Genomic DNA, 19813 nt, shown 5'->3' with positions numbered 1-19813 from the left:
AACATGTTTGCCAGCATATTACGTGAACTAAACTATTTAAGAAGCAATAAATGGGATTTGTGTATGGTGACACTCATCCCTGCTTTTATCATTTTTTTGTTTAGCAGCATGTTTTATGCAGGTAAAGCTGAACATTTACCCATTGCCATTATTGATCAAGACCAGAGTGAACTAAGCCGTAATATTGGAAAGTATCTTTCGCTAAATCATACAGTCGATGTAAAAACAATTACTACAAGCTCAAGTGAAGCCGAGAGATTACTCAATGAAACCAAAATATGGGGTTATATTTTTATTCCGGATGGTGCCGAAAAACGTTTTGTGAAAGCTCAAGATGCGCAAATCAGTATTGCTTTTAACCAATCTTTTTTTAGTGTCGGGAACACGATTTCCTCGGCGATGTTAGTCAGCACTCTCAATGCTTTAGCAGACTATGCTGGCCAGAATTATCTTGCAAATAATATTCCCTATTTAGATGTACCTACAGCACACGTCAAAATTTCAACGCTTTATAACCCAAGCATGAGCTATGAGTTCTATTTAGAACCCTTCATGGTTCCAGCCGTATTACATTTATTACTATGTTGCTGTGTGGCATTTGCCATTGGACAAGAAATTAAACGCGGCACACTAACACAGTGGGTGAACCGAGAGAGTTTTATTCAAGGCTTATTGGCTAAAAATTTGCTGTATAGCTTTATTTTCTGTTTCTGGACTTGGTTATGGATGTTTTGGCTGGTTGAAATTCGAGGCTGGTTTGTAGCAGGTTCACTAAGTTTCTTATTAGCTGCTCAGTTCTTACTTTATTTTTCTTATGCTTTAATTAGTAGCACCGTCATTCTCGCGACCAAAAATTTAAGTAAAACTTTTGGTTTTATTGCAGTATATGGCGGATCTTCTTTAAGTTTTGCAGGCGTTACTCTACCTTTAAATAATGCACCGATTTTCACTAAATTTTGGTCACTAATTATTCCGTACACCCCTTATGCAAAGCTCCAGACCGAACAATGGGTGATTGGAAGTCCACTTTTCATTTCGATGTCTCCCTTCTTAATACTTATTGGCTACTGCCTTATTTATTTCTTTTTAAGTTGTTTGCTGCTTAAAAAACTGGTTCAAGGAGCAACATCATGAAGGAATTTTTAAAGGCTTACGTTCAAACACTTAAAGATATTGTTAGTAACAGTTCAGTTTTCACAACACTTATTTTATCCGTCATTCTTTATAGCTTTTTTTATCCGACAGCCTATAAAGCTGAGCGCGCAGAATCAATTCCAATTGTCATTGTTGATGAAGAACAAAGTCTTTTAACTTCTCAAGTCATTGGTCAAACAGCCAATAGCCCTCACGTTAAAATTGTTGATGTCACTGCTAATTTTCTTGAAGCTGAACAAATGGTTCGCGAACAAAAAGCCGATGGTATTTTACTTTTACCAAGCAATTTAACGCAGAGTTTACGCCGCGGAGAAACTGGCGGAATCGGCTTATACTTAAGCACAACCAACTTTTTAAAAACTAAAGAAATTGGGTTAGGTCTTGCCACCTCTATTGAAGCAACTTTAAAGGAATATATTGAAAGGTTTGGACAACGTACACACTTCCAGCCTGCTCTTTCTATTCACCAAATGCCTTTATTTAATACGCTTTCAGGCTACGGTAGTTATATTTTCCCTGCAGTTGCATCACTTATTATTCACCAAACAATTGTGTTAGGTTTGGCTATGCTGGTTGCAAGTTACCGCGAACAACATGAAAAAATTACCCCTATTCGTTTTGCAGGAATTTTTGCCAGTATCTTTACAATTGGTTGTTTAGGAAGTTTTTATCTTTTTGGTTTTACCTTGTGGTTCAATGACTATCCACACGGTGGAAACTTTGTCGGTTTGCTAGTCGCTGTTCCTATTTTCATTAGCTGTGTAATTGGATTAGGTATGCTGATTGGCTCACTTTTAGATATGCCGGAACGTGCCGGACATATTATTGTATTTAGCTCAGTTCCTCTTTTCTTATTAACTGGCGCCGCCTGGCCTCATCAAGCCATGCCTGAATGGTTGCAATGGTTTGCTTGGTGTTTACCCTCTACACACGGCGTACAGATGTTTGTACAACTTAATCAAATGGGCGTTCCTTTAAATGTCGCGGTCCCGAAATTAATTTTTCTTGCGACTATTGGGGCTATATTTTTAATTACTGCCTATTCACGTTTAAAAGTATCTAAATAAACTTATTTATAGGCTAATCAAAGTGTACAGATTATATTTTTATTTACTATAAAATCTTATAGTTAAAGCTTATTTCTTAAAAAAATTGACTTAAATTTTATAAAAAATCAAATAAATTCAATAAATTAATTTACATCAATTGTCATAAAACCTTAAGAAAACTTTAAGTTGGAATTAAGGAAATTTCTCCATATTAAAAACGTATAGTTTTTCAGCAGCTAAGCAGAATAATTCTGTAACCCTGCCCTATGGTGGAATTTAGATATGGCAAAGGTGTGCTATTGCGCAGATGACTTTGCAATGAATGCAGAAATATCTGACGCAATTATTCAACTTATTGAACAAGGTGCGCTTCAAGCCACCTCATGTATGACCCAATCTGATTTATGGGAAACTGCTGCTACCAAATTAAAACCGTTTAGTGATCGAGTTGATATCGGTTTACATTTAAATCTTACCCATGCTTTCGCTTCGGGTAATCTGGTTCTTCCCTTACCTATGCTTATAGTCCGAGCATGGTCTGCAAGTCTTAATCGCGAATTAATCACTCAATGTATTGAGGAGCAATGGAACTTATTTGTTTCAGTATTAGGAAAACAACCTGACTTTATAGATGGTCATCAACATATTCATCAATTTCCATTTATACGTGATATTTTGCTGCAATTACTAAAAGAGAAAAAATTTACGGGTTGGATTCGAAATTTACAACAACCGATCAATACCCCTCATTACCGTTTTAAAACTCGTATGCTCTCAGCATTAGGTTCTAACTCTTTGGCAAAAGCTTGCCAGACATATCACTTTAATCAAAATGGCCAATTTGCTGGCATCTATGATTTCAAACTGACCAATTATGGCGAACTCAATCAATATTGGCTTGCGAATGCAAAAGACCATTTACTGATTATGTGCCATCCAGCACTTGCACAATCAAAGGATCAAGATCCAATTCAACACGCCCGAATTCAAGAATATCAATACTTCAGTTCGGATCAGTTCCAACTTGATTGTCAACAATACGGTATCCAGCTCACCAGACTAGGGGCAATGCAATGAATATAAAACCCTTTTTATCCTGCGTTGTTCCAGCCTACAACGAAGCAGAAAATTTAAAAACATTTATTCCTGCTTTGGCAAATAGTCTAAAACAGCAAAATCTTAGCTATGAAATTATTGTGGTAGATGATGGAAGTAAAGACGATACCATTCCAATTTTACAGACAATGATTGAGGATTATCCTTTAGTTGTGCTGGAGCTTTCACGGAACTTTGGCAAAGAAGCAGCTTTAAGTGCCGGTTTAGACCATGTGACTGGTGAAGTCGCTCTACTGATTGATGCTGATTTTCAACATCCATTTGAAGCAATTCCAACCATGATTAATCTTTGGAAAAATGGTTATGACATGGTCTATGGTATTCGTAATCGTACAACCGAATCATGGCTTAAACGTGTTCTAACCCAAGCTTATTACCGTATTTTAAACTTAAGTTCACCTATTGATATTCCAGAAAGTGCTGGAGATTTCCGACTTCTTGATGCAAAAGTTGTTGAAGCCATCAAACAGTTACCAGAAAAAAATCGTTATATGAAAGGTCTATATGCTTGGGTTGGCTTTAAAAGTATAGGCATTAATTTTTCTGAGCAAGAACGTCAACATGGCCGTTCTAGCTTCAACTTAAAATCTCTTTTTAACTTGGCCATGTCAGGTTTAACGGGTTTTTCTGATTTACCTTTACGCGTATGTATTTACTTAGGTGCAATTCTGGCCTTAGGTGCGATGAGCTACGGAGTGTGGATTATCATTAAAACTTTGATTGAGGGAATTTCTATTCCAGGCTGGGCAACACTTGCGGCAGGTATGACGCTATTAGGTGGCATACAATTGTTATTCATAGGAATTTTAGGTGAATACATTGGCCGCATTTATGCTGAAGTTAAAAACCGCCCAAAATATATTATTTCTACCGAACATTCTCGTACTAAGCAGGAACATTCAATCGCCCACCAAGAAAATACGTTCTCTAGTTTCTAATGTTTGCTCATATTCTTCAGTTTGCGCGGTTTACTACTACAGGGACCGCAGCAGCACTTACTCATTATAGTGTAGCCATGCTTCTATTTAAGAAACATGTTGCACTGCAATATGCCAATTTATGCGCTTTTCTACTCGCCTATTGGGTGAGCTATTTTGGGCACCGCGTTTTTACGTTTAAAGCACAACATCTTACGCATCGGCAGACTCTCCCAAAATTCACATTGGTTGCCGGCTTAGGGTTTTTATTTAATGAAAGTTTTCTTTTACTTTCAAACCTCTATTTTAACGTACCTGTTTCAACCTTAGTGTGTACTGCAATTGTTCTGACTTCTATGGTGACTTTTTTACTTAACCGTTTTTTTGCATTCCAACATTAAGGATTATGTATGCAGCAATGGCTTCGTAGTTCCAAATTTTTATTAATATTCTTACCGATTTGGCTATTTGTTTTATCTTGGATTAGGCCCTTATCTGTACCAGACGAAGGTCGCTATGGAGATATTAGCCGTACTATGTTCGAATCTGGAGACTGGTTAACTCCACGAATCGATGGCTTACCTTTCATGCATAAGCCTCCTTTACTACATTGGTTAAGTTCTATGTTTATGGAGCTTTTTGGTGTGCATGTATGGGTGTTACGTTTAGTACCTGTTTTGGCTGGTACCCTCATGTTAGTGGGACTATTTTTATTTGTAAAAAAACATATTTCAGAAAACGTTGCACAACTTACCGTTATTATTTTAGCCACTAACCTGCTTTTTTTTGGTAGTAGCCAATATATTAACCATGATTTACTGCTCGCCTCTTGGATCACCATTAGTGTTTTATGTTTTGTTGACTTCACCATTTCTGCACGGAAATCTATTTTATTTTTAGGTTATATCGCTGGTGCAGCAGCCTTCTTAAGCAAAGGTTTAATTGGGATTTTAATTCCCGGGATGATTCTTTTACCGTGGTTAATTTACACCAAGCAATGGAAGAAAATACCTTCTCTTCTTAATCCATTGGCTATCTTGTTATTTTTACTCATCGTTAGTCCGTGGCTCTACTTAGTACAAAGTAAATATCCTCAATTTTTACACTATTTTTTTATTGATCAACAATTTAATCGTTTTAGTTCAAAAGAGTTTAATAACAAACAGCCATGGTGCTTTTATCTGATGATTTTATTTGTCAGTTTTTTACCATGGCTTTTTGCGAGTAGATTTACGTCTATAAAAACCATTTTTAAAGATTACAAATCATGCTCTTTACTTGCCCTGCTTGTATGGTGGTTTGTCTCTGTTACGGTTTTCTTCACTATTCCGCCTTCTAAGCTAGCAGGCTATATTTTACCTGCTGTTCCACCTCTTGCCATTTTCTTCGCGCTTGTGATGAATAGGGTTCTTGAAAGCAGTAATAAAACCAGATTGCAGACTTGGGGTATTCCTGTATTTACTGTACTTGTTGGAATTGGCGTTAGTGCAACACCATATTTTATTCGTGCACATCAGCCCTTTTTTCAAAACCAAGCCATATTTATTTATCTCATTGGTGCCTTATTAATTGTGCTTCCACTTGTGTTAGTGGGGCTATATAAAAAACAGAAATTGAACTATTTGACCTATATTTTTATAAGTTTAATTGTTCTATGTAGTGCAGTCCCATTTGCTGTTCGTATTTTAGATACCAAAAACAATGTAGGCCAAACAGATTTTGCTGAGTACATTGCCCCATCTACAAAAATCGTTTTCTACAATTATTATTTCTATGATGTTCCATTCCTTTTAAAACTTAAGCAGCCCATTTATATGGTAAATCAATGGGATACTGTGCATTCAGATAGTGCCTCTTTAGAAATTAAAGATGGTTTGTTATTTGAACCGCAACTCAAAAAGTACTTGTGGAGCGAACAGCAGCTTCAAGATGCTCTAATGCAAAAACAAGATCTGATCGTGGTAAGTCAACCTCATAATTTTGCAACTAAAGACCCGTCAGTAAAAACTTTGCATTACAGAAACTATGATGTATTTATTTTCCATCCCTCGAAATAAACCAGAAATAAAAAAGGAAGCCGAAGCTTCCTTTTTTTATTTTAAAACGTTTTACTCTTCAGAAGTATCTTCATTATTAGATACAGCTTCTTCGCTCTCAGTTTCAGTCGTATCTACTTCACCTTCAAGAAGTTCTTCTTCGTCTTCTACAGCTTCAATTGAAACTACGCCAACAAGCGTTTCTTCTTCGCTTAAACGGATCAGACGAACACCTTGAGCATTACGGCCTGTCATTGCAACTTCTGCAGCACGCGTACGAACAAGCGTACCACCATCAGAAATTAATAATAACTCTTTGGTTTCATCAATAGAAACTGCACCAACTAGCTCACCGTTACGTTCACTTGTCTTGATCGCAATAACACCCTTACCACCACGTTTCTTGGTCGGGAAGTCATTTACTGGAGTACGTTTACCATAACCGTTCGCACTCGCACACAGTACTTCACCTGTCTCAGGCACAACAACAAGCGATACGATGCGACTTACTAGACTTGAATCTGCTGAATCATCATTATCATCTGAATCATCATTTTCAACATCTGCATCTTCTTCACTTAAGGTGCTGCTTGCAAAGCTTACACGCATACCGCGTACACCTTTCGCTGTACGACCCATTGCACGTACGTCAGTTTCAGCAAAACGAATTGCTTTACCTTCGTTAGAGAACAACATGATTTGCTGATTACCATCAGTAATCGCAACACCAATTAAGGTATCTTCTTCATTAAGTTCAATAGCACGTAGACCATTTGAACGAATGTTTGCAAATTGTTCTAACTCAACACGCTTAACCGTACCAGAAGCTGTCGCCATAAACACATAGTGGTTTTCCGGGAACTCGGTTAACGGCAAGATTGCGGTTACGGTTTCTGTTGCATCTAGAGGTAACAAGTTCACGATTGGACGACCTTTTGCCCCACGTGATGCTTGAGGAACTTCAAATACTTTCAGACGGTACACTTTACCCACATTGGTAAAGCAAAGTACGGTCGCATGATTCGATGCCACAATCAGATGTTGAATAAAGTCATCATCTTTCATTGAGGTTGCAGACTTACCACGTCCACCACGGCGCTGTGCCTGATAGTCTGAAAGTGGTTGAGTTTTTGCATAACCTGTTTGTGAAACAGTTAATACCACTTGCTCTTCAGGAATCAAATCTTCACGGCAGAAATCCACACGAGATTCAACAATTTCGGTACGACGTGCATCGCCATATTGTTGTAAAACTTGTGCCAACTCTTCGCGAATAACACCCATTAACAAGTTGAAGTCATTTAAAATCGCAGTAAGTTCAGCAATTTGACCTAAAATTTCAGTATATTCCGCATGTAACTTGTCTTGTTCAAGACCAGTTAAACGGTGTAAACGTAATTCTAAAATTGCGCCTACTTGTGTTGGTGACAGACGGTAAATTGAATCACTTAAACCAAATGGACGATTTGGATCTTCACCTTCAATTTCATCTGGGCGAACAGAAATTGCACCAGCTTTTTCAAGTAGTGCAACAACGCCACCACCTGCCCACTCACCCGCAAGTAAACGCTCACGCGCTTCAGCAGGGTTTGCAGAAGTTTTGATGGTTTCAATAATTTCATCAATATTGGCTAAGGCAACTGTCAAGCCTTCCAAGATATGCCCACGTTCACGTGCTTTACGTAATTCGAACATGGTACGGCGTGTCACAACTTCTTGGCGGTGACGAATGAATGCCGCAATAATATCTTTTAGATTCATCAATTTTGGTTGTCCATTGTCTAGACAAACCATGTTGATGCTGAATGAGTTTTCAAGCTGGGTATTTAAGAATAAGTTATTTACAACGACTTCTGCGTTTTCACCGCGTTTCAAGTCAATTGCAATACGCATACCTTCTTTATCAGACTCATCACGAAGTTCTGAAATACCTTCAAGCTTTTTCTCTTTTACTAACTCGGCAATACGTTCAATAACTCTTGCTTTGTTTACTTGATATGGAATTTCAGTAAAGACGATGGTTGTACGACCTGTCTTTTCATCTTCTTCGAAATGGTATTTACCACGAATGTGTAAACGACCTTTACCGGTACGGTAGGCATCAACAATACCTGATTTACCGTAAATAATACCGCCTGTAGGGAAGTCAGGACCAGTAATGTATTCCATCAATCCTTCAATCGAGATATTCGGATTGTCAGCATAAGCCAAACATGCATTCACAACTTCTGTCATGTTGTGTGGTGCCATGTTAGTTGCCATACCTACAGCAATACCAGCAGCACCGTTAATTAACAAGTTTGGAACACGTGTCGGAAGTACTTCAGGGATACGTTCCGAACCGTCGTAGTTATCTTCCCAGTCAACTGTGTCTTTTTCTAAATCTGCAAGAAGCTCATGTGCCAGCTTAGTCATACGGACTTCGGTATAACGCATTGCCGCAGCGCTATCACCATCGATCGAACCGAAGTTACCCTGACCATCAACCAATAAATAACGTAAGCTAAAGTCTTGAGCCATACGAACAATGGTTTCATAAACAGCTGAGTCACCATGCGGGTGATATTTACCGATTACGTCCCCAACGACACGAGCAGATTTCTTGTAGGCTTTGTTATAGTCATTGCCCAATTCGTGCATGGCATAAAGCACACGACGGTGAACAGGTTTAAGACCGTCTCTCACATCCGGCAATGCACGAGATACAATTACACTCATCGCGTAATCTAAATATGAATGCTTGAGTTCGTCCTCAATGGCAATCGGTCGGATTTCCGATACGCTCATGCATACTCCTTCTTACAGATAGATATTTCTATCCGTTTATATGTCTTGATCTTGCAAAAAATTTAGTTCCGGAAAGTGAACTAAAATCGAAAAAAAATATAGCTGTATACTATAGCATAAAAGCGCTTTGTAATGTGCGGAATCTACACTGCCAATCTGGTGATATTTGTATAATTTAATTGCATATTATTCTACTCTTTTAGCTGCAATCATTATCTTCATGCCTAATCAAAACTATGTGAATTTTATTTTATAAAAATCAAACATCCAAAGCATAAATTTTCTAATTTTTACTTCTAACTTCAGACTGTAAAACAAAAAACCCCTAGTTCAAAACTAGGGGTTTTTAACTTTAATCAATAAAGATTAAAGCTTAGATACCAACTCTGGTACTACAGCGTTCAAATCACCAACTAACCAGTAGTCAGCAACGCTGTTGATTGGCGCTTCTTCGTCTTTGTTGATAGCAACAATAACTTTAGAATCTTTCATACCAGCCAAGTGCTGGATCGCACCAGAAATACCTACAGCAATGTAAAGCTCAGGTGCAACGATTTTACCAGTTTGACCAACTTGGAAGTCGTTAGGTACAAAGCCTGCATCAACTGCTGCACGTGAAGCACCTTGTGCTGCACCAAGCTTGTCAGCTAATGGGTCAAGTACTTTGTGGTAGTTCTCACCAGAACCTACACCACGACCACCAGATACAACAATACGAGCAGCTGTTAATTCTGGACGATCAAGTTTAACGATTTCTTCAGATACAAACTTAGAAACACCAGCATCTTTTACTTCGCCAACTGTTTCAACAGCAGCTGAACCACCTTCCGCAGCAACTGGATCAAATGCTGTACCACGAACAGTACCAACAATGATTGCTTCGTCAGATTGAACAGTTGCAATTGCGTTACCAGCGTAAATTGGACGCTTGAATGTGTTAGCCGATTCAACAGAAATAATGTCTGTAATCATGCTTACATCAAGAAGCGCAGCAACACGTGGAAGAATGTTCTTACCAGTTGTAGTAGAAGCAGCTAAAACGTATTTGTAACCTTTAGCCAAGTCAGCAACTAAGCCAGCTACGTTTTCAGCTAATTGGTTTGCATAAGCAGCGTTGTCAGCAAGTAATACTTTGCTCACACCAGCAACTTTAGCAGCAGCGTCAGCAACTGCTTGAGCGCCTGAACCAGCAACTAATACAGTAATATCACCACCGATTTTTTGAGCTGCAGCAACAACGTTTAAAGTAGCACCGTTAAGTGTCTGGTTGTTGTGATCAGCGATAACTAAAATACTCATGATTTTATCCTTCCGTATTAGATCACTTTCGCTTCATTTTTCAATTTTTCAACAAGCTCATCTACAGATTTCACTTGTACACCAGCTTTACGTTCTGCAGGCGCTTCAACTTTAATCGTTTTAAGCTTAGTACCAGCTGTAACACCGTAATCAGCAGGAGATTTAGTATCAAGCGGTTTTTTACGAGCTTTCATGATGTTAGGCAATGCAGCATAACGTGGCTCGTTTAAACGCAAGTCAGTTGTAATGATTGCAGGAAGTGCAAGTTCAACAGTTTGTAAACCACCGTCGATTTCACGAGTCACTTGTACTTTACCGCCATCCACTTTCACTTCAGAAGCAAACGTACCTTGACCAGCGCCTAATAATGCACCAAGCATTTGACCTACTTGGTTAGAGTCATCATCAATTGCTTGTTTGCCAAGAAGGATAAGTTCTGGTTTTTCAGCGTCAACAACACCTTTTAAGATTTTAGCAACTTCTAGAGCGCCAATTTCGTCAGTAGTTTCAACTAAAATACCGCGGTCTGCACCCAAAGCCATTGCAGAACGGATTTGTTCTTGAGCTTCTTTAGGACCAATAGAAACAACAACGATTTCTGATACTGTTCCTTTTTCTTTTAAGCGAACCGCTTCTTCCACTGCGATTTCACAAAATGGGTTAATTGACATTTTAACGTTGGTAAGGTCAACCCCACTATTGTCCGGCTTAACACGAACTTTAACGTTGGCATCAACCACACGTTTTACAGCAACAAGAGCCTTCATGTAATCCTCGGCTGTTCTAGCAAAAGTAAATGTTGAGAAAAGTATATTAACTCTTCGATTAAAATTTTTTAGGTACCCTATCTTGCAATGTGTTTGGCATTTCGGTCAAGTCACAATTTTCTGGAACGGGGCAAAAAAAATGAAATCATCAGTTCATAAAAAAATTTTTATACATATCTAACTCCTATTTTATTCTTTTTAAAGTCTATTTTATACATTGATTTTTATTATCTTTTTATCTTATTTACCTTATTAGTCAGAAGGATAAGACTCTCAAAAATGAATCAAAATTTATAGTTTTTAGACTATATATGCCGACAAAATGTGCAAAGAACAAAATGGTCAATTGGGTAATTTCATCGATTTCCTTTAAACAAATTTGTAAAAAAATACAAATGATCTCTACATTCTGCTTTCTTAACCCAGCTAAAGCGGCTTAATGCTTAGTGGCTCGTGGATGGGCCTGATCGTACACTTGGGCCAAATGATCAAAATCAATATGTGTATAAATTTGAGTAGTCGATAAATTGCTATGACCTAACATTTCTTGAACTGAGCGTAAATCACCACTACTTGATAACATATGACTAGCAAAACAATGTCGAAGTAAATGTGGGTGTAAGTCGACATTTACACCCGCTCTTTGTGCCTGAAGTTTTACACGCTTTTCAATTTGCCTAGGGGTTAATGCACCGCCTCGCTGTGAAATGAAAACGGAAGCATTTTGGTCAAAATGGCCTTTCCAGATATTATAAATTTTTAGCCAATTCAATAAGCTTTCTTTTGCCTTTTTCCCAAACGGTACAATACGGGTTTTATTTCCTTTACCTGTAATACGAACGAGTTGACGATTAAAATCAATATCTTTAATCGTTAAGCCTTGCAGTTCAGCGAGCCGTAAACCACTTGAGTACAGTAGTTCTAACATGGCTTTATCTCTTAACCAAAGCTGCTGATCAATTGGTTTTTCAGGCATGGGTTGATCTAAAATTTGATTAACCGTTTCTATGTCAATCATGCCCGGTAAAGGTCTAGGCTGACGTTTCAATTTAAAATCGTCAGTAGGATTAATTTCTAGGTATTTGCCCTGTTCAGCCCACTTCATAAACTGACGAATAGAAGTAAGATGACGTTGCATGCTACTTGAACTTAACTGATCTTGCTCAACACGTTGAGCCAAATATTCACGTAAATCTGAAGCTTCAACATTTCTTAAATCAACTTTTTTAAGCTCACAAAACTCAAGGAAGCTTTTAACATCTCGCTCATAAGCGGTAATTGTATGCTCAGACTGGTTTTGAATTTTTCTTTCTTTTAACCACATTGAGAGCAGTTGTAATGCAAAATCCAAATTGCTCTCCATTTATTTGCCCATTTTTTTGAGTGTACCAAAAACTATTTAATCAGGAAAATTTGATATCGCACAGCATAATGAATCTAACTTATATATTACAATTTATACTAAGTATCCGTTGGACCTTACACCATGACCGCCATACTCATTCCTTATTTAATTGCCATTACTTTACTTACCCTTACCCCTGGTTTAGATACAACTTTAATTATTCGTACTGCAACACTTGAAGGAAAATCTAAAGCGTTTCAAGCAGCTCTAGGAATTAGCCTTGGCTGCATTGCTTGGGGAATTGTCGTGGCATGCGGTCTAGGTGCCCTACTGATGGCATCCGACTTAGCATTTAATATATTGAAATGGATAGGCGCCGCTTATTTAGCATGGCTGGGTTTAAATATGATTTTAAAACCTCGTAGTCAGCTCGCAGATATACAAGAAAGTAATTCAAATCGCTCTACTTCAGAGAATTGGTTTATTAAAGGTTTCTTTGGCAACTTACTCAATCCAAAAGTTGGTATTTTTTATATTTCATTTCTTCCCCAGTTCATTCCAGCGCAAGCATTGGCTGTTACTTGGGTAATGGGACTAGTAATGATTCATGTGGTGATTGGCGTGTTATGGTCAAGTCTATTAATTCTGGCTATGCAGCCACTTTCGCGCTATCTAAAGCAACCCAAGTTTGTAAAATATATGGACCGAATTACGGGCAGTATTTTTGTTCTATTCGCTTTGAAATTGGCGTTGAGTAAAAGGTAAGTTTTTAAAAGCGTGCTAACACATAGCACGCTAAATAACGATTAAAAAACTTACATTAGGCCTTTTAAGTAATTTTCTATTTGAACTGCAACTTCATCGGCATATTTTTCTGCTAATTGATGGTCACCACCTTTCACAACATATAAACTCGAATTTTCAAACTTTTGATTTAAATATTGACCTACCTGAACTGGACTCACTGGATCGTTATCACCCCAGATTAATAAAGTCTCAATATTTATATCTGACAAAAATTCTTCATAATTGGCATTGGTGGTAACAAACCAATCTGGATATTTTAAAAATGCTTGGCGGTATGCTTCACGCCAGTCTTGCACATTAAATGGTTCCAGGTTGATTCCACCAGAAGTTGCAATCAAGACCAGCCCTTTTACTAATTGAGGTTTTTGCAACGCTGCGGTAACTGCAAAAATTCCCCCCATAGATTGCGCGACAATTATAGATTCTTCATTAATTTGATTAAGAACATAGTTTGTTAAGTCTTTAAAGCTCTTCACATCAAGAGATTCTGCTGTATCGCCGAAACCGGGGTAACCAATAATTTTTGTCCGGTAGTGCTGAGGTAATTTTTTAATTAAGGGATACCAAAAACTAATACTTCCTGATGCACCAGGTAAGAAAATTAAATTATTCATATTTTTATAAAATAATGAAATTAAAAAATTATTGTACATATAAAAGAAAGCCTCTTTTATCACTTTAACTGATGAAAAGAGGCTTCTATTTAGGCCATGCGATTAACCTTGGAAATAACGTAAATCCAAACGTCCATCATATACATGAGTTGTTGGACCAGTCATCCAGACCACATCGCCTTCTTGCCATTCAATTTGTAGCTTACCGCCAGCAAGTTCAACTTCTACAGAGTTCGCAAGTAGACCACGGCGCATGCCACTTACCGCAGCAGCACATGCTCCTGTACCACACGCAAGTGTTTCACCCACACCACGTTCAAATACACGTAAGCGAACATGTTTGTCATCAATCACTTGCATGAAACCAGCATTAACGCGTTCAGGGAAACGTTTATGTGATTCAACTTGCGGGCCAATACCTGCTACATCAGCAGTAAGCACATCTGGAACAATAGTGACCGCGTGTGGGTTACCCATGTTCACAACATCAATACTAATGTTTTGGTCATTTGCCAACTCAAGGGTATATAAAGCTTCTGGCTCTTCGGCAACAAATGGAATTTCATTTGGCAGAAACTTTGGGTAGCCCATATTTACGCGCACCCAACCATTTTGCCCAAGCTCTGGCTTTACAATACCCGCTTTGGTTTGTACGGTAATGTTGGTTTTATTAGTTAAATGACGTTCGTGGACAAAACGGGCAAAACAACGCACACCATTACCACATTGCTCAACCTCAGAACCATCTGCATTGAAAATACGGTATTTAAAATCAGCTTCGGGTACATCTGGTGGTTCAACAATTAAAAGCTGATCAAACCCCACACCAAAGTGTCGGTCTGCCAAACGTTGAATTGTTGCAGTATCTAAATAAGCTCTTTGGCTAATTAGATCAACCACCATGAAATCATTGCCTAAACCATGCATTTTGGTAAATTCTAATAACATCTCATTTACTCCTCAGGCAATAAACGTTCTTTTTCCCAAAGCGACTCAACCGTTTCACGTTCACGAATTAAATAGCTTTTTTCACCTGATACCATGACTTCTGCTGCACGGCCACGCGTGTTGTAATTTGAGCTCATGACAAAACCATAAGCCCCGGCACCAAGTACAGTCAACAAGTCATTTTCTTGTAATGCAAGTGAGCGGTCTTTACCAATGAAATCACCTGTCTCACAAATTGCACCAACCAAATCCCAAGTTTTTTCTTCGGTATCTGTACGTGATACAACAGGTTGAATATCCATCCAAGCTTCATATAAAGCAGGACGAATTAAATCATTCATTGCTGCATCAATAATCGCGAAGTTACGATGCGTCGTTGGTTTAAGCAAATCAACTTTGGTTAAAAGTACACCTGCATTTGCACTGATGCTACGACCCGGCTCCATATAAACTTTCAAGCCTAATTTTTCTAAAGCCGGCTTCATAGAGTTTGCATATTCTTCAACACTTGGTGGTGTTTCATCTTTATAACAAACCCCTAAACCACCACCGATATCGATATGTTTCAGATTAATGCCTAGTTTTTTCAACTCATCAATCATCACAATGACACGGTCTAAAGCATCAACAAATGGTTTAGTTTCAGTGAGCTGTGAACCAATGTGGCAATCAATACCTACGATTTCAAGGTTAGGTAAAGATGCAGCATATTGATAAGTTTCATAAACTGCATCACTTGGAATACCAAATTTATTTTCTTTTAATCCTGTTGAAATATAAGGATGCGTTTTTGCATCGACATCAGGATTTACACGTAAAGAAATAGGCGCTTTTTTGCCTAGGCGAGCTGCTACTTTTTGAATACGGTCCAACTCTGCATAAGACTCGACATTAAAACAGGCAATACCTACATTTAATGACGTTTCAATATCAGCTTCAGTTTTACCTAAACCTGAAAAAACAATTTTAGAAGCATCGCCACCTGCTTTTAAAACACGTGCTAGCTCACCACCAGACACAATGTCAAAACCCGCACCAAGTTTTGCCAAGACATTAAGAACAGCTATATTTGAGTTCGACTTCACCGCAAAACAGATTTGATGATCAATAAAGTCAAAGGCACGATCCATATCTAAATAATGTTTTTCAAAAGCTGCTTTTGAATAAACATATAACGGTGTGCCAAATTGCTGCGCAAGCTGCTCTAGAGAACATTGCTCTGCATGTAATACTCCATTAATGCGGGTGAAACTCATGAAGGTGTCCTTATTTCAAAGCTTAAGGTGATGTAGTTTGTGGTTGAGCGGCTGATGATTCGACTGACTGTTCAGCCTGTTCATCTTGTTGCGCAACTTGTTTCTGTTCTTTATTACGATAGAGCAAGTATTTTGCACGTTTGTCATAATTTGGATCAGAAGGTAGCTGCAATGCTCCTGACTGACCGCAAGCGCTAAGCAAAATACTGCTGCTCAATAAACTGATGAGGCAAATGACACGACGCATCTGAGCACCTGATTTAAACAATTCGATGCAGTATACCGTGATCAGGCAAGCGGCTAAAGAGTAAACTTGAATAGAAAAACAATATGCATAAAAAACGCCAGCTTTTCAGCCAGCGTTTGATCATAACCAAATAAATTTAATTATTTTTTATGACGTGGTTTATAGAAGAAGAAATAACCAATGATCAAAATAACAAACCAAATTGGGCTGACTTTAAGCGCTTTAAAGGTGTCTGGCTCTAAAGACAATACGTAAATCATACCAATAAAGAAAATAATCGTGATCCAACATGTAAATAAGCCACCTGGCAATTTAAATGTTGATTTGGCATGCAGTTCAGGACGCGTGGTGTAATAACGGATGTAACTCCAGATAATAAGCAACCATACGCAGATGAAGAGAATCGTTGAAAGTGTTGTTGCAAGCGTAAATGCTTCAACTGTATTTGGTACAAAATACTGTAATGCTGCACCTAACAATAAACACGCAGCAGAGAAATACAATGCATTTGCCGGTACTGCACGTCTGTTAAGCTTACCAAAAGCTTTTGGCCCCTGATCTTCACGAGATAAACCAAACAACATACGACTTGTTGAGAATACACCACTGTTCATGGATGACATGACTGATGACAATACCACCAAGTTCATCAAAATCGCGGCTGCCGCTACCCCTGCTTGACTAAACAGGTTTACAAATGGACTGATCGCTGGATCAATTCTGTTCCATGGTGTTACTGACATTACAATGAGTAGCGCCAATACATAGAAAATAATGATACGGATTGGAATTGAGTTAATCGCTTTAGGCAAATTACGCTCAGGGTCTTTAGTTTCCGCGGCTGTTGTTCCCACAAGTTCAACACCCACGAAAGCAAAAATTGCAATCTGGAAACCAGCCAAGAAGCCATGCACACCTGTTGGGAAGAAACCGCCATTTGCCCAAAGATGAGTAAATGAAGCGACTTCACCTGTAGTAGACGTAAAGCCTGTAAAGATCATCCACAGACCCACTGCAATTAAAATAATAATCGCAAGGATTTTAATAAGTGCAAACCAGAACTCTAATTCACCAAACAATCGAACTGTTAATAAGTTCAATCCCATAATGAACACAATCGCGGCAACACTAATCATTGCGCCTTCAACAGGCGAGAAAGGTAAGCCATTATTGAAGAACTGTAAGTAATAAATAATTGCAGACAGATCGGCGATACCAATCGTGATCCAACACAACCAGTAGGTCCAACCCACGAAGTAACCAGCCCATGGGCCAATTAAATCGGTAGAAAAATCAATAAATGATTTATAGGTTAAATTTGACAGAAGAAGTTCGCCAAGCGCACGCATGACAAAAAACACCATCAAACCAATAATCATATAAATAAATAAGATAGAAGGTCCGGCAAGACTAATTGTTTTACCTGAACCCATAAATAATCCGGTACCGATGGCACCACCAATCGCGATCAGCTGTAAATGCCGATTAGAGAGACTACGATGGAGCTCACCTTGTTCATGAGGGTCGCTCAGATTTTGATTCGACATTTTATGAATACACTCCAGTAATTTTTTTAGTCCGTTAGCTAAAATCAAATCAAAAAGACGATATCGCACCATTTGCAGGTATCTTTTAAATGTATATTTTTTGACAACTTTTCAGCTAACCAATTTTTGTCTGTATTGCTGATAATTTCAAGATACATACAATTAAATCCGATAATACGCACAAGAACCTAGCAATACAACGCACTTTTCAGTCTAAAATTAAGACTTGAACTACTTTGATTTTTAAATTAAAAAGCCATATCAATTGATCAACTTTTTAACTACCAATTCCCTCTCGAGCTTCTAATACTTTCTCGAAATTTGACTGACTACTACGTTATCTCTCTATTTTTAAAACATGACATTTACTCTTTAATTTTGCTCACCGAAGCTTAAGCAAAATGTATTCCATATCGATTAAGTTCTCTATTGGGCTTTTTGCTATACTCTGCTTTTAATGATTATGAAGTTATCTCACTGAAGTCGAATATGAGCAAAGTCAAAACCGTTTACCGTTGCGAGCAATGTGGTGCCGATCATCTAAAATGGGCAGGTCAATGTTCAGAGTGTGGTGAATGGAATTGTCTTAATGAAGTCAAACTAGAACCCACCACTGCTCATCGTGCACGTCCTAAAGTTGGGGGTTATGCGGGTCAAGTCGCCAATATTACAACGCTTAATAAAGTCTCTGTTTCTCATGAAACCCGTTTACCAACAGGCATTAGTGAATTTGACCGAGTGCTTGGCGGTGGTTTGGTAACAGGTTCTGTAGTACTCATTGGTGGTGACCCAGGTATTGGTAAATCGACCATTCTTTTACAAACAGCAACTCACATGGCAAGTGCAAAAAGTTCTGCGCTTTATATTACGGGTGAGGAATCGCTGTCACAGGTTGCCTTACGTGCCCAACGCCTTGACCTACCAACAGACCAGTTAAAAGTCATGGCTGAAACTTGTGTCGAACGCATTTGTGAAGTTTTAGAACAAGAACGTCCTGTTGTCGCAATTTTGGACTCTATCCAAACGCTTTACACAGAAACGCTTCAATCTGCGCCGGGTGGGGTTTCACAAATTCGTGAATCTGCTGCGTTATTAACCCGTTATGCAAAAAATAGTGGCACGGCGCTATTTATTGTTGGTCACGTGACCAAAGAAGGTGCATTGGCAGGTCCTCGTGTTTTAGAACACATGGTGGACTGCGTACTTTACTTTGAAGGCCAATCAGACTCACGTTATCGAATGATTCGTGCAGTGAAAAACCGTTTTGGTGCAGTCAATGAGCTTGGTGTATTTGGCATGACCGATAAAGGCTTACGTGAAGTGGCTAACCCTTCTGCTATATTTTTAAGTCGTTATGACGAAGCCATTCCCGGTTCAATTGTCATGATTAGCCGTGAAGGAACCCGCCCGCTTTTAGTTGAAGTTCAAGCTTTAGTCGATGATGCTCAAGGACAACCAAGACGTGTTGCACTTGGTCTTGAACAAAACCGTTTAAACATGTTGCTTGCTGTTATGCATCGTCATGGGGGTGTACAAACCACCGGACAAGATGTGTATGTCAATATTGTAGGTGGTTTAAAAATTACCGAAACAGGTTCGGACTTGGCTGTTTTACTTGCATGTGCTTCGAGTTTGCGAACAAAAGCCTTACCTCAGCAGCTTGCAGTTTTTGGTGAAGTTGGGCTTTCAGGTGAAATCCGCCCTGTACCTAATGGTCAGGAACGTTTAAAAGAAGCAGCAAAACATGGCTTTAAATACGTCATCTTACCAAGAGGTAATGCCCCGCAAAAAGCAATTCCGGGCGTACAAGTGATTGCTGTTGCCCGCCTGCATGAAGCCTTGACTGAGGCGATGCAACTCAGTGATGAATTGACATAAAAAAACATACTTTTAAGGTTGAAATTTAGAGTAAATACCTGCATA

17 protein-coding genes are annotated in these 19813 nt (G+C 38.6%); 8 read left to right on the top strand and 9 right to left on the bottom strand.

The features are described 5' to 3' along the window. The first annotated feature begins 3 nt into the window (after nt 1-3). The 6 genes from NQ782_RS09795 (at nt 4) to NQ782_RS09770 (ending at nt 6294) form a co-directional block, all read left to right on the top strand. Entirely contained in the window at nt 4-1134 is a 1131-nt protein-coding gene (locus tag NQ782_RS09795; protein WP_002015192.1) for an ABC transporter permease, read from the top strand. After that, nucleotides 1131-2222: an ABC transporter permease gene (locus tag NQ782_RS09790; RefSeq protein WP_057093789.1), complete on the top strand. Its 1092-nt coding sequence runs from the start codon at nt 1131-1133 to the stop codon at nt 2220-2222. Before NQ782_RS09795 ends, NQ782_RS09790 begins: the two co-directional genes overlap by 4 nt. A 264-nt stretch (nt 2223-2486) precedes the next feature. Next, on the top strand, nt 2487-3281 hold the full coding sequence (locus NQ782_RS09785; protein ID WP_057093284.1) for a ChbG/HpnK family deacetylase: 795 nt from the start codon (nt 2487-2489) through the stop codon (nt 3279-3281). Further along, complete coding sequence (locus NQ782_RS09780) at nt 3278-4258, top strand: glycosyltransferase family 2 protein (protein ID WP_001022407.1); 981 nt, start codon at nt 3278-3280, stop codon at nt 4256-4258. The genes NQ782_RS09785 and NQ782_RS09780 overlap by 4 nt, the downstream gene beginning before the upstream one ends. Further along, a complete protein-coding gene (locus tag NQ782_RS09775) occupies nt 4258-4638 on the top strand; it encodes a GtrA family protein (protein ID WP_057093285.1) in 381 nt (126 codons plus the stop codon). Before NQ782_RS09780 ends, NQ782_RS09775 begins: the two co-directional genes overlap by 1 nt. A gap of 9 nt (nt 4639-4647) precedes the next feature. After that, a complete protein-coding gene (locus NQ782_RS09770) occupies nt 4648-6294 on the top strand; it encodes a glycosyltransferase family 39 protein (RefSeq protein WP_057093287.1) in 1647 nt (548 codons plus the stop codon). A gap of 51 nt (nt 6295-6345) precedes the next feature. Here NQ782_RS09770 and gyrA read toward each other — a convergent pair whose 3' ends face one another. The 4 genes from gyrA to xerA all read right to left on the bottom strand — a co-directional run bounded on the left by gyrA (nt 6346) and on the right by xerA (nt 12450). Next, complete coding sequence (gene gyrA, locus NQ782_RS09765; protein WP_031978107.1) at nt 6346-9060, bottom strand: DNA gyrase subunit A; 2715 nt, start codon at nt 9058-9060, stop codon at nt 6346-6348. A 366-nt stretch (nt 9061-9426) separates the two neighbouring features. Continuing rightward, on the bottom strand, nt 9427-10359 hold the full coding sequence (locus tag NQ782_RS09760; protein WP_000025985.1) for an electron transfer flavoprotein subunit alpha/FixB family protein: 933 nt from the start codon (nt 10357-10359) through the stop codon (nt 9427-9429). Between the two features lie 17 nt (nt 10360-10376). Beyond that, nucleotides 10377-11126 carry an electron transfer flavoprotein subunit beta/FixA family protein gene (locus tag NQ782_RS09755; RefSeq protein ID WP_000646179.1) on the bottom strand — a complete coding sequence of 250 codons (750 nt, stop codon included), beginning with the start codon at nt 11124-11126 and terminating at the stop codon, nt 10377-10379. 436 nt (nt 11127-11562) lie between these two features. Continuing rightward, nucleotides 11563-12450 (bottom strand): site-specific tyrosine recombinase/integron integrase, encoded by an 888-nt coding sequence (gene xerA, locus NQ782_RS09750; protein ID WP_161325552.1) that lies wholly within the window; start codon nt 12448-12450, stop codon nt 11563-11565. A 162-nt stretch (nt 12451-12612) separates the two neighbouring features. Here xerA and NQ782_RS09745 point away from each other — a divergent pair, with 162 nt between their 5' ends. Beyond that, a complete protein-coding gene (locus NQ782_RS09745; RefSeq protein ID WP_049081405.1) occupies nt 12613-13236 on the top strand; it encodes a LysE family translocator in 624 nt (207 codons plus the stop codon). A gap of 50 nt (nt 13237-13286) precedes the next feature. Here the strand turns inward: NQ782_RS09745 and NQ782_RS09740 are convergent, their stop codons facing one another. From NQ782_RS09740 to NQ782_RS09720, 5 genes are all read right to left on the bottom strand, one after another. Then, on the bottom strand, nt 13287-13892 hold the full coding sequence (locus NQ782_RS09740; protein WP_168110881.1) for an alpha/beta fold hydrolase: 606 nt from the start codon (nt 13890-13892) through the stop codon (nt 13287-13289). A gap of 102 nt (nt 13893-13994) precedes the next feature. Next, the gene (gene dapF / locus NQ782_RS09735) at nt 13995-14840 is read right to left on the bottom strand and encodes a diaminopimelate epimerase (protein ID WP_000923484.1); all 846 of its coding nucleotides are present in this window, start codon (nt 14838-14840) and stop codon (nt 13995-13997) included. A gap of 5 nt (nt 14841-14845) precedes the next feature. Further along, a complete protein-coding gene (lysA, locus tag NQ782_RS09730; protein WP_000011148.1) occupies nt 14846-16096 on the bottom strand; it encodes a diaminopimelate decarboxylase in 1251 nt (416 codons plus the stop codon). Nucleotides 16097-16118: 22 nt separating this feature from the next. Beyond that, complete coding sequence (locus tag NQ782_RS09725) at nt 16119-16343, bottom strand: lipoprotein (protein ID WP_057066230.1); 225 nt, start codon at nt 16341-16343, stop codon at nt 16119-16121. Between the two features lie 140 nt (nt 16344-16483). Further along, complete coding sequence (locus NQ782_RS09720; RefSeq protein WP_000070815.1) at nt 16484-17890, bottom strand: amino acid permease; 1407 nt, start codon at nt 17888-17890, stop codon at nt 16484-16486. 489 nt (nt 17891-18379) lie between these two features. On the opposite strand from NQ782_RS09720, the gene radA reads away from it, so the two are divergent. Then, nucleotides 18380-19768 (top strand): DNA repair protein RadA, encoded by a 1389-nt coding sequence (radA, locus tag NQ782_RS09715; protein WP_000048860.1) that lies wholly within the window; start codon nt 18380-18382, stop codon nt 19766-19768. The last annotated feature ends 45 nt before the right edge of the window (nt 19769-19813 follow it).

Origin of the sequence: Acinetobacter sp. BD54, from assembly GCF_044778325.1 — a bacterium.
Classification (GTDB): domain Bacteria; phylum Pseudomonadota; class Gammaproteobacteria; order Pseudomonadales; family Moraxellaceae; genus Acinetobacter; species Acinetobacter baumannii.
This window is presented reverse-complemented; position numbering and strand designations above follow the sequence as displayed.

Bases quoted from the DNA above. Each gene is read 5' to 3' on its own strand.
- NQ782_RS09775 (WP_057093285.1), top strand. From the start codon at position 4,258: ATGTTTGCTCATATTCTTCAGTTTGCGCGGTTTACTACTACAGGGACC.
- NQ782_RS09790 (WP_057093789.1), top strand. From the start codon at position 1,131: ATGAAGGAATTTTTAAAGGCTTACGTTCAAACACTTAAAGATATTGTT.
- NQ782_RS09795 (WP_002015192.1), top strand. From the start codon at position 4: ATGTTTGCCAGCATATTACGTGAACTAAACTATTTAAGAAGCAATAAA.
- NQ782_RS09745 (WP_049081405.1), top strand. From the start codon at position 12,613: ATGACCGCCATACTCATTCCTTATTTAATTGCCATTACTTTACTTACC.
- NQ782_RS09785 (WP_057093284.1), top strand. From the start codon at position 2,487: ATGGCAAAGGTGTGCTATTGCGCAGATGACTTTGCAATGAATGCAGAA.
- NQ782_RS09760 (WP_000025985.1), bottom strand. From the start codon at position 10,359: ATGAGTATTTTAGTTATCGCTGATCACAACAACCAGACACTTAACGGT.
- xerA (WP_161325552.1), bottom strand. From the start codon at position 12,450: ATGTGGTTAAAAGAAAGAAAAATTCAAAACCAGTCTGAGCATACAATT.
- NQ782_RS09755 (WP_000646179.1), bottom strand. From the start codon at position 11,126: ATGAAGGCTCTTGTTGCTGTAAAACGTGTGGTTGATGCCAACGTTAAA.
- dapF (WP_000923484.1), bottom strand. From the start codon at position 14,840: ATGTTATTAGAATTTACCAAAATGCATGGTTTAGGCAATGATTTCATG.
- NQ782_RS09720 (WP_000070815.1), bottom strand. From the start codon at position 17,890: ATGTCGAATCAAAATCTGAGCGACCCTCATGAACAAGGTGAGCTCCAT.
- NQ782_RS09770 (WP_057093287.1), top strand. From the start codon at position 4,648: ATGCAGCAATGGCTTCGTAGTTCCAAATTTTTATTAATATTCTTACCG.
- NQ782_RS09780 (WP_001022407.1), top strand. From the start codon at position 3,278: ATGAATATAAAACCCTTTTTATCCTGCGTTGTTCCAGCCTACAACGAA.
- radA (WP_000048860.1), top strand. From the start codon at position 18,380: ATGAGCAAAGTCAAAACCGTTTACCGTTGCGAGCAATGTGGTGCCGAT.
- NQ782_RS09740 (WP_168110881.1), bottom strand. From the start codon at position 13,892: ATGAATAATTTAATTTTCTTACCTGGTGCATCAGGAAGTATTAGTTTT.
- lysA (WP_000011148.1), bottom strand. From the start codon at position 16,096: ATGAGTTTCACCCGCATTAATGGAGTATTACATGCAGAGCAATGTTCT.
- NQ782_RS09725 (WP_057066230.1), bottom strand. From the start codon at position 16,343: ATGCGTCGTGTCATTTGCCTCATCAGTTTATTGAGCAGCAGTATTTTG.
- gyrA (WP_031978107.1), bottom strand. From the start codon at position 9,060: ATGAGCGTATCGGAAATCCGACCGATTGCCATTGAGGACGAACTCAAG.